This is a genomic window from Agrobacterium sp. ST15.13.015, from assembly GCF_027871645.1.
Lineage (GTDB): Bacteria > Pseudomonadota > Alphaproteobacteria > Rhizobiales > Rhizobiaceae > Agrobacterium > Agrobacterium leguminum.
The window spans coordinates 155,570-165,992 of sequence record NZ_JAQAHF010000013.1; the positions used below are offsets into that span (position 1 = coordinate 155,570).

The following is a 10,423-nucleotide window of genomic DNA, read 5'->3' on the forward strand; positions in this document are numbered from 1 at the left end:
CTGGATCAGGCCAATGTCGCCTTGTTGGCGTCCATCATACCATTCGGGTAGATGTAGAGACCACTCAGGCCATCACGCATGCCGTGGATGAAAACGGACGTGAAGAGAGAAAATGATGGCGTCTTCTCCGCCAGCAACGGCATCAGCTCGGTCTGAATGACCTTCTTGCGTTCCTCGGGCTTTGAGGCGTTGCGCTCTTTGTCGAGGGCAGCATCGATTTCCGGATCCTGGATGCCGCAGATGCGGTGCGTCGTCGAGTGGAAATGGGTCCTCAGCACCAGATCGGGTTCCGGCGAACCCGTCGACCAGCCGCAGTCGATCATATGACCGGGCCCGCCGCCGGGACGATCGTAGAGCGCGTCACCCCAGGCCGCGACTTCCATGACGTTGAGCTTGACGGGGAAGCCCTGTTCCTGAAGCATCGCCGTGATGGCCTCGGCATATTCCTTGGTCTTCGGGTAGAAGCCGACCGACGTGATGTATTCGAGTTCGGGCAGACCTTCGCCCTTCGGGAAGCCGGCTTCCGCCAAAAGCTTCTGGCACTGGTCCGGATCGAACTTCGGATAGTTCGGGATATCGACATAGCCGAACTTGACCGGAGACACGTAGCAGTTCGACGCGTGACCGGAAACGCCGAGAATATCGTCGATCACCGACCGGTCGATCGCGTGGCACACGGCGCGACGCAGTCTCCAGTCGTTGAAGGGCGGCTTCGAGCAACGGAACCAAAGATACTTGTTCTCGACCGAGATCGCCTTGTGAAGCTGGAAGCCGCCGGTCTTTTCGATCGTTTCGACCTGTTCGGCTTCAAGGCGTTCGATAAGGTCGGCCTCGCCATTCAGAAGCGCCAGTGTCCGGGTCGTCGCATCGCCGACGAAGCTGAAATGCAGTCCGGGAATCGTCGGCTTGCCGAGGTAGAAATTGTCGAAGGCCTCGAGAACGGTCGTGTTGCCGTCCTGCTTGACGAACTTGAAACCACCGGTGCCGTTCGGCCGGGCAGAGAGCGTCTTCGGGTCGGCGACGTCCTTTGCCGACATGATCGGCAGGAAGGAGGACAGGAACCAGAAAAGGCTTGCGGGGTAGCCGGCCTTGTCGGTCTTGACGCGCGCGACGTAATCGCTGACGACTTCGACTTCACAGGGACCGGGATACCAGGCGGCCGGTCGGTCGGGGCGACTTGCATACTCGAATGTCGCCTTGACGTCTTCGGCCCTGAACGGCTTGCCGTCGTGGAAGGTGACGCCTTCGCGCAGCTTGAATTCGAGCGTGTGCTCGTCGATCAGCTTCATCTCGGTCGCCAGTTCCATGACGAGCTCGTCAGGCTTTTCCGGCGTCATCGGTGCGCGGGTTAGATAACCGAACACAAAGCTCTCAAGGTTGATCTGCGCCAGCGTCGTGTGAGAAGACGGATCCCAGTTGCCGGTCAGAGTTTCGGCCGAGAGAAATTTAAGGACCTTGTTTTCCGCGGCATTGGCCGGGTTGACCAGGAACTTAGTATTGAGGATAGGCATGCCAAGTGCGATGCCCGCAAGCGCCGAACTCTTTAAGAGCGATCTTCTATTGAACTCCATGACGACATCTCCACAGTTGATTTGCTGGGCGTTCCCCACCCCATCTTGTCGCCAGCAACGACAAGTGGAGGATTGTTGTTTTTGAAAAGATGGTCCTCGGCCTGCTGGCAGAATGCCATGACAAGCGCATCGGCGTGGCGACGGCCGACGACCTGCAGGCCAACGGGCAACCCGTTGACGGTCAGGCCGCAAGGCAACGAGGCTGCCGGGTTGCCGGAAAGATTGAAGGGATATGTAAAGGGCGTCCAGCCCGTCCACGCGAGGACTTCCGAGGGCGATTGGAACCCTTCGGGCGCCTCCCGATCCGCCGCAAACGGCTCGACCGGGATGGTTGGCAAGAGGAGCAGGTCGACGTCCTCAAAGAGTGCGTGCACGCGACCAGCAAATTCCGCGCGCGCTTTCGCAGCCGAGAGATAATCCTTAAGATCGTAGCGTGCCGACGCTTCGACGAGCGCACGGAAACCGCTGCCAAAATCGGAAAGATCCGACTGGGACCCATAGGCGACGCCCCGGCCGGCAACCCAGAGTGTCTCGAAGATACGGATCGGATCTTCCCAGTCCGGGGAAACCGAACGAACATCGATAGTGAGCGCCTTGGTGAGCGCATCGACCGCTTCGCGCACGACCCGGTCGATTTCCGGCGCGACTTTGAACCCGAAGAGGCTTGGTGCAAAACCAATCCGGAGGGACTTTGTCGATCGCGTTTCAGTGTAATCTGCTCCGTCGTCCGGCAGCGCCTGATGGTCTCGCGGATCGGGCCCCTTGGCAATATTGAACAAGAAAGCGCTATCCTTTGCCGTGACGCTCATCGGACCGGCGTGGGACAGCATCTCCGTCGCGCTCCAGGGCCAAGCCGGAACGCGCCCCAGCGAGCCCTTCATGGCAAACACACCGCAGAAAGCTGCCGGGATGCGCACGGAACCGCCACCATCGGACCCCAATGTGAAGGGAACCATTCGGGCCGCGAGCGCAGCACCCGAACCCGAGCTCGAACCACCACTTGTGAGCTTGGGGTCCCATGGATTGCGCGTCGGGCCATAGAATTCGGAAAAGCCGGAACCGGACCACCCCATTTCGGTAGTTGTCGTCTTGCCGATGATGATAGATCCGGCGTCAATCATCCTCTGGACGATCGGCGCCGTCATCTTGGGAGCGAAATCCTTATAGGCACGAGATCCGCGCTGGCATAGCTGCCCTTCCACGAAGAAGAGGTCCTTCACGCCCATCGGGATACCATGAAGAGGACCACGGAACCGACCTTCGGCTGCCTCGCGATCGCAGGCCCTCGCTTCTTTGAGGGCCTGTTCTTCAAACACCTGGCTGAAGGCATTGACGATGGGGTTCAGCCGCGCAATGCGCGCCAGGCATTCCTGAACGAGCGCTTCGGATGTGAGCTTGCCGGAAACAATTGCTGAGCTGAGCGAAAGAACTGAAAAATCCACGATTGCGATCTCCTTGGAATGTGGATTTATGTGGATATTTTGCGTTTGTCAACACACCCGATGAGGGTTTTTCAATTTCCGTAGCTAAGAAAATCGCCATGAGAGTGATCGCGGCTGACAGCACAAGCGTCGGCACAGGATGGGAATTGGATAAAATGCTCTGAGGATCTGCCTTACAAAAAGGCATATTTTGCAGGCATTTTGCCCATGTTTTCGGCAACAGTTAGAAATCGGCGTAGCGAACGAGGGGCCGTGACGTGGCGAAACCTCCACCGCGACAGAGGGCTACTTTATGCAATGTTGATATCATGTTGCTTTTATTGTTTTCGTTGTTATTGTGTGGATATCAACGGAGACTGTTATGGGTAAATTGTCGTTGCTCGCCCCTGGCGAGTCTGCAATCGCGATCGAAAACAAGGCCGCGCTCGGCAAGTTTGTAATCGTATGCGAGCATGCTTCACACCTGATCCCGCCTTCACTCGGCGACCTCGGCCTTGATGCGTCTGCGCGTTCAAGTCATATCGCCTGGGATCCGGGCGCCCTGGAACTCGCACGATATCTTTCGTCATCTCTCGATGCGGTCCTCTATTACCAGCGCTTTTCGCGGCTCGTTTACGACTGCAATCGCCCGCCGGAGGCAGTGTCTGCAATTGTTGGCAAAAGCGAGATCTATGACGTTCCGGGAAATCAGAGCATGCCGGAAGCAGATCGCCTGACGCGGATCAACGAGATTTATCTACCCTTTCGTGATGGACTGTCCGAAATTCTCGCCTCTCGCAAGGCCCAGGGGCGCGGGACGATGCTCGTCACAGTCCATAGTTTCACCCCCGTCTATTTCGGCAAGAAGCGCGAGGTCGAGATCGGGATATTGCACGACAGCGACACGACGCTCGCAGATGCAATTCTCGCGGAATTCGAAGGGGCCGATCGCAAGTATGTCGTCATGCGCAACCAGCCATACGGTCCAGCCGATGGGGTCACGCACACGCTCGTCGAGCACGGCATCGCGAACGGTATTCCAAATGTCATGATAGAGGTGAGAAATGACCTCCTGGTGGCCGCGGATGACCAAGCTGCGGTTGGCAGCTATCTCTCCAGGCTCATTGGAAAGGCAGCCTCGACAGTGAAGGCCGGGCAAACGGTCAGTTGAAGCCGCCTCGGGCAATCGAGTTCCGAACGCCTCATGATCCATGGCGGATCCGAAATGCTTCGGTCACGGCTTGCATCGTCCGGAGGCACCTTAGGAGCACAAGCCCTTCGATGAATGGACCGCGCGCGCCCAAGCCAGGAGTGGCATGGATCGTGCATAGCTTTCAGGAGGCATGGCGCCCGCACTGCCCAGTTCGGGCTGGACTTACAATCTTGAAGGTAGCTTCGCCCTTGCGCAAGAAATGGGCTGCCTGATACCCACGAGCGGAGATAAAATGTATTCGATCATACTTGGACGCGAGCGCCATGTCTTCGCCGACCTGAAATCGGTCATGGCCTGTGCCTCGCCACTCAAGTCAGGCGATGTGCTTGCGGGGGTTGCAGCGTCAAGCAACGAGCGGCGGGTCGCTGCCCGCTGCCTGCTTGCCGACATGCCGCTCAAGACATTCCTGGAGGATCTGTTGATCCCCTACGAAGTCGACGAGGTCAGCCGGTTGATCATCGATCGCCACGACCCAATTGCCTTCGCGCCAGTTTCACATATGACGGTCGGCGAGTTTCGCAATTGGCTTCTCTCCTACGACGCGACAACCGAAAGGCTGGCAGCACTTGCGACGGGCCTCACGCCGGAAATGGTCGCGGCGGTCTCCAAGATCATGCGCAATCACGATCTGATCACCGTTGCCGGTAAATGTAACGTGGTCACTGCCTTCCGCTCCACCATCGGCCTGCCGGGCAGGCTGTCGAGCCGGCTCCAGCCCAACCACCCGACCGACGATCCAGAAGGCGTCGCCGGTTCGACACTCGACGGCCTTCTCTACGGAATCGGCGATGCGGTGATCGGCATAAATCCCGCCACCGACAACCTCGATGCCTGCACCAGGTTGATGGTCCTTTTCGACCGGCTGCGCGAGCGGTTCGAGATTCCCACCCAATCCTGCGTGCTGACTCATGTCACCACTTCCATCAAGGCGATCGAGGCCGGGGCGCCGCTCGATCTTGTGTTCCAGTCGATTGCCGGCACTGAGGCTGCCAACAATGGTTTCGGCGTCGATCTCGCCGTTCTCAGGGAAGGCAATGACGCCGCGCTGTCGATGAAGCGCGGCAGCGTCGGAAACAACGTGATGTATCTGGAGACCGGTCAGGGCAGCGCTCTTTCGGCAGATGCACATCACGGCGTGGATGAACAGACGGTCGAGGTGCGGGCTTACGCAGTCGCACGTGAACTCCGCCCGCTGCTCGTCAACACCGTGGTCGGTTTCATCGGACCGGAATATCTGTTCGACGCCAAACAGATCATTCGCGCCGGGCTAGAGGATCATTTCTGCGGAAAACTGCTCGGTGTGCCGATGGGGGTCGATGTCTGCTATACCAACCATGCCGAGGCAGACCAGGACGACATGGACAATCTGATGGTGCTATTGACTGTCGCGGGCGTCAGTTTCATGATTGCCGTGCCCGGCGCTGATGACGTCATGCTTAACTACCAGAGCCTGTCTTATCACGATATTGTCGGCCTCAGGCATCAGTTCAATCGTCCGCCGGCGCCCGAATTTGAGGCTTGGCTCAATCGCATGGGCATGCTTGATCACTCGGGCCGGCTGGCGCCCGCCAGCGCCTCGGGCCAATTCTCTCGCAATCTCTTGAGCTACGGGGTGTCCGCATGAGTTGGGGTCGAGACCCGTTTGAGCGCTTCCGCCATTCGACACGCGCCCGGATTGGACTCGGTAGAGCGGGCGACGCGTTGCCGACCTCGGCAATTCTGGATTTCCAGCTGGCCCATGCGAAGGCCAGGGACGCCGTGCACGGTCAAGTGGATTTTGTCGCCCTCGCCAAGCAGCTTGCACCGGTATCAACGATCCGGATCAGGTCCTGCGCCACGGATCGTACCATCTACTTGTCGCGCCCGGATCTGGGTCGCCAGCCGCTTGCAGCCGATCTTCCAATGCCAGGGGATAGCCATGACATCGCGTTCGTCATCGCGGACGGGCTTTCCGCCTCGGCGGTCGAGCGTCATGCCGTTCCGCTTTTCAAGGCATGCATGAAGCGTCTTGGCGGCTTCAGTGTCGCCCCGGTGATTTTGGGCGAACAGGCGCGGGTAGCATTCGGCGACGAGGCGGCGGCGGCGTTCGGTGCGGAGGTTGCAATCGTCCTGATCGGCGAGAGACCGGGGTTAAGCGTGCCTGACAGTCTGGGTGCCTACATCACCTTCCGCCCCCAGGCAGGACGGCGCGACAGCGAGCGTAACTGCATTTCGAATATTCACGCCGACGGGCTCGGCTACGAGATTGCCGCGGATAAGATCGCCTGGATCGTCCGGGAGGCGCTGCGCTTGCAGTTGAGCGGTGTGGCGCTTAAGGAGGGTGCCGAGAGTTCGGCAAAAATCTCTTCGAACCCTGGGCAAGAATGAAGCCTGAGGCGCGATCACCGAGGGCTGTCCTGACGCTCCCCTCTCGTTCGGTGGGCGAGCCTCTTGGAATCACCCCGAGTGCGAAAGGTTCACCGTTCGGATCGGGGAGGGCAACTCGGAACTCTTGCCTAGCCACCTGCTTGACGGCAGCTTTGTCGGCAATGGCCTTGGTCACACCCGACGCCATCCGCGGTGCTGGGGAGGCAAACCGGGCGAGAGGTCCGACCGGCCGACGAGATCGCAAAGCCGTGCGGCCTCACCCCGCGCGCGAGGCGCTCGCCGCGTTGCTCGCTTTGCCATCGCTGCATTCTGCTGATGATTTGGTCTATCAGGTTGACTGCCGTATTGACCTCGGCAAGGCGGACCGACTGTTCGCGTGCCGACGTCGCGCTCGAGTCCGCGTCATGATTTACCGTGACGATATAGCCTTCGATGGTCTTCAGCACCTGACCGGTTTCGCTCGCCAGCTTGACGCCACTCTGGACTTCCGCAGGCGTGAACTGCGCCCAGCGCTCTGCGAGAGTGTGGTCGCACGGGGTGCAATCAAGCTCCAGGAGACGATCATGAAGCTTCCCAGAGTCATTACGACAATAAGACCGAAATCCGCACAGAGGTGCAATATTCGTGTTCCTTGAGTTAAGCCGAGCGACATGGTTGGTCACATCATTGTCGGTAGGTGGCGGTGAGAAGATCTCGAAGCATACGGTTCAGCACGCAGACGTCGGCGGACTGTTGTCGCGCTTCGCCTAAAGGCATGAAAGTCGCGTTTCAACGAACAGGCTCGATCGAACCAGCGACCCAACGTTAATGATTACAAACTGCAAACCGTAACCCTTAAAGGTAAACATTTCCAAAGTTTCATTTGTAGCGATTTTGAATTTTTCATGTGTAGAAGCGTTCCTGATATCAAGTTATAGTCCTCGCAATCGATCCACCATAGAAAGATTGCTCATCTGAGCTTAAGGAATTCAATTCTTCCTCAGATATACTTGGAGCCACGCGGGCCATCTAACTGACTTCTAGGTTTTGATGAACACCATGTCCCCTCAATGGCTTTGAGACCGCACCGGATGCTCATTGAGTTTTGAAATCAGCACCGTTACCGAACTTTCCATCCTGGCTGGCTGATCACACACGATTGGAAAGCGAGGGGAATAGGAGTGGCAAGCATGCCAACCGACGACATTGTAATGTCCGATCCCGGAATGGCTGCTGTTGACACGTCTGTCCCTACGCGCTTCCAGACAGATCTTCGCCAGTTCAGTAACCTGCTGGACGAGAGCAATATTGTGGAATGGGTCGTAAACCACGCCGCAAATCGCAATGCGTGCTTCGGACAAGACCAACTTAAGATTTCGGCGGCTCGGGCACTCACGCACTACAAACGGCCGGTACAAGAAATCGACCTGCTATTCCAACAGGTCGTCGCAAGCGACAAACTGACCCGGCTTGATTCTCCAGATGGCCAACCTCTCTACACCTCTACAGAGCTGAGAGCTGCGGAACAGAATACTGTACGTCATGTCACCAATCTTTCCGCAGAAGAAAGCTTCGGCGTTCCGGGAACCATTGTTGATATGGTCGCCGATAGAGGCATTTTCACACCGGAGCTCAGAGGAGCATTACATTATCTGTCTAGGCGAAATCGAGCTTCCACTATGGTGGGCGTAGCGGGTTCCGCAAAAACAAGTGTACTTGGAGCCCTGAACGAAGCGGTGGACAGGTTCAACGAGGAAGCGCTCCCGACCGAGAAAATAAAGTTGATTGCCTTCGTACCCACCAACCGGGCGGCCCAGGAGCTTCGTGAGAAAGGTCTTCGCGACGTCGCGACGACTTTCAAGGCGAAAGACCGCACCATCGGAAAAAATACCATCGTCGTGATCGACGAAATGTCGATGGCCAAGACGCAGGAGATCGCGCAACTAATCGAGACAGTTGCAAATGCCACTTCCTATCACCCAACCGAAAGGCCGAAACTGATATGTGTGGGAGACGATCGGCAACTGCCCCCTGTTGGACCTGGTGATCTGCTTCCGATTATTATGGAGCAAGCCGGCTGCTATGAACTCGTCCAGCCGCTTCGACAGCTCGACGCGCGGTCGCGAATAGAAACAGAAAAGCTCGGACGTGACATACGACGCGATGCCAAGAGCGCCGTCGGGCACTATCTCACAGCGCTCGAACAAATGGGCCTCGTCCATTTCGTATATGCTCCTCCTAGCGGCTCAAACGTCAGGGCGTCAGACCAGATCACTGACCGCATGCTGGAGGAGATGAATAGAGTTTGCGACCGATATCCGGTGTATGATCGTCTTGTGATGGCACACTCCAACAGGAGCGTTAATCGCGCCAATATCGCTCTTCATCAGAGGTTTGTTGACAAATCCGGATTGCAAGACCAGCAAATGAGTGTGTGGTCAAGCGTAATAGATAGTGGAAGTTCGGAATCTGGAATAGATGAGGGTTCGTCGAGACGCGTTCAGCAAAGGATTAATCTCGTCTTGGGAGACAGGATTATATTCAGCGAAAACCGTCTGCAAGCGGACATCCGCAATGGTACTTTTGCAACTGTAGTCGGACTTAATAGCACAGAAGCTTCCCGAGCTGAGAATGGCACATCTGCTGGGGTTCGCATTACTGCAAGGTTAGACGGATCTGGACGAACCGTCACTTGGACCGATAGCGAGTTTAAGGGTTTTACCTACGGCTATGCTGCTACAATTTATAAGAGTCAGGGGGCCACAGTTGATCACGCCATTCTCCTCTGTGATGGTGCTCTTTCAGATAAGCTGACCTATGTCGGCCTGACGAGGCATCGCAGTCGTCTCGACGTCATTGCTTCTCCCCTCGTGGCAAACAATGTTGAGGCTCTCAGTGCAAAGCTCACTCAGCAAAGCGCGCCAAATAATTCCATTCAATTCCCAGCGCTCGAACCTGCTGCCTTCCAAGAGCGCTCGTCGGTTTCGAACGCGCACTTGCTAAGGCCGCTCGACCAGATGGAAATCTCTCCAACGACGCCGCTTTCCTTCCAAGGCAGACAAGAAAGCTCCTTCGGGGAGAACCAGCTGCACGAACCATCCACATCGGATGTGGAAATGCCGGAAAGCGCGGACCTTTACCCGAGCGCCATTGACTTCGAAGTTTTCCAGTCTTCTGTCATCACGACTGAAGAGCAAATGCAACCGGAATTCTGCGGGTCGGAATCGACGGCTAACACCTCAGCCCACGAAAGCCACCAAGTCACGATCGCAACGGTAACAAACCTGGGGATAGCGATCGAGAAACGGAAACGAGCGGCGGCAAAGGAAGAAATCGATTCTCGCAAAAAAATGGCCCGTCACTCAGTTAGTTCTGCCGAGGAAGTTGAAGATATCACTTCCCTGTTCGAACGATTGAAACTGGCAACCTCGGTCACCAACACAGTTCAACCGACGTATGCGGACGTCGATCATATCATCGGTACTGATGGCCGAGTGGGTCCAATACCGCACCGGGAAGATGATCCGGGATCAAATTGGGAATTGTCGTCAACGAACGCCCCCTCAAACGTCTCAGAGAAACGATCGACCAAAGACTCAGGAGAAAAAAATATGGCTTCGAATGACCAGAAAATGCAAGGCGCTGACTCTGCAGGCAGCGAGCGTCATTTTTCGCAGACTTCCATTGTGGAAGCCCTGCAGGCTGGCGATCACAAGAAGCTCGTGGAAACGCTCGCCGCAACCGGCTCCCTTGTCGAGAAGGCGGACGCCGGGTCGGCGCTGAAAGCAATGGCGGATGCTTACGAAAGGGATATCAAGGCAGATCCCGAAAAGGTCCGCATGCTCTATGCCAATCGGCGCGTTGATGTAGAT

6 protein-coding genes and 1 pseudogene are annotated in these 10,423 nt (G+C 56.9%); 5 read left to right on the top strand and 2 right to left on the bottom strand.

Annotation, left to right across the window (positions count from 1 at the left end; genetic code table 11):
* Nucleotides 1-5: 5 nt before the first annotated feature.
* Both PIB16_RS20235 and PIB16_RS20240 read right to left on the bottom strand, forming a co-directional pair.
* Complete coding sequence (locus PIB16_RS20235) at nucleotides 6-1,571, bottom strand: ABC transporter substrate-binding protein (RefSeq protein ID WP_012475946.1); 1,566 nt, start codon at nucleotides 1,569-1,571, stop codon at nucleotides 6-8.
* Nucleotides 1,544-3,013: an amidase gene (locus tag PIB16_RS20240; RefSeq protein WP_202048391.1), complete on the bottom strand. Its 1,470-nt coding sequence runs from the start codon at nucleotides 3,011-3,013 to the stop codon at nucleotides 1,544-1,546. The genes PIB16_RS20235 and PIB16_RS20240 overlap by 28 nt, the downstream gene beginning before the upstream one ends.
* Before the next feature lie 361 nt (nucleotides 3,014-3,374).
* Between PIB16_RS20240 and PIB16_RS20245 the strand changes: the two genes are divergently transcribed.
* The 5 genes and pseudogenes from PIB16_RS20245 to PIB16_RS20265 all read left to right on the top strand — a co-directional run.
* Entirely contained in the window at nucleotides 3,375-4,163 is a 789-nt protein-coding gene (locus PIB16_RS20245) for an N-formylglutamate amidohydrolase (protein ID WP_012475944.1), read from the top strand.
* Between the two features lie 241 nt (nucleotides 4,164-4,404).
* Entirely contained in the window at nucleotides 4,405-5,829 is a 1,425-nt protein-coding gene (locus tag PIB16_RS20250; RefSeq protein WP_077768183.1) for an ethanolamine ammonia-lyase subunit EutB, read from the top strand.
* The gene (gene eutC, locus PIB16_RS20255) at nucleotides 5,826-6,572 is read left to right on the top strand and encodes an ethanolamine ammonia-lyase subunit EutC (RefSeq protein ID WP_012475942.1); all 747 of its coding nucleotides are present in this window, start codon (nucleotides 5,826-5,828) and stop codon (nucleotides 6,570-6,572) included. The genes PIB16_RS20250 and eutC overlap by 4 nt, the downstream gene beginning before the upstream one ends.
* Nucleotides 6,573-7,190: 618 nt before the next feature.
* A pseudogene (locus tag PIB16_RS20260) lies at nucleotides 7,191-7,319 on the top strand (IS110 family transposase); the annotation flags it as partial.
* Nucleotides 7,320-7,741: 422 nt separating this feature from the next.
* A partial coding sequence (locus tag PIB16_RS20265; RefSeq protein ID WP_142843415.1) for an ATP-dependent DNA helicase occupies nucleotides 7,742-10,423 on the top strand: 2,682 nt, incomplete at its 3' end.

Excerpts from the sequence above, each read along its gene's own strand:
- PIB16_RS20235 (WP_012475946.1), bottom strand. The coding sequence starts at position 1,571 with ATGGAGTTCAATAGAAGATCGCTCTTAAAGAGTTCGGCGCTTGCGGGC.
- PIB16_RS20245 (WP_012475944.1), top strand. The coding sequence starts at position 3,375 with ATGGGTAAATTGTCGTTGCTCGCCCCTGGCGAGTCTGCAATCGCGATC.
- PIB16_RS20250 (WP_077768183.1), top strand. The coding sequence starts at position 4,405 with ATGGGCTGCCTGATACCCACGAGCGGAGATAAAATGTATTCGATCATA.
- eutC (WP_012475942.1), top strand. The coding sequence starts at position 5,826 with ATGAGTTGGGGTCGAGACCCGTTTGAGCGCTTCCGCCATTCGACACGC.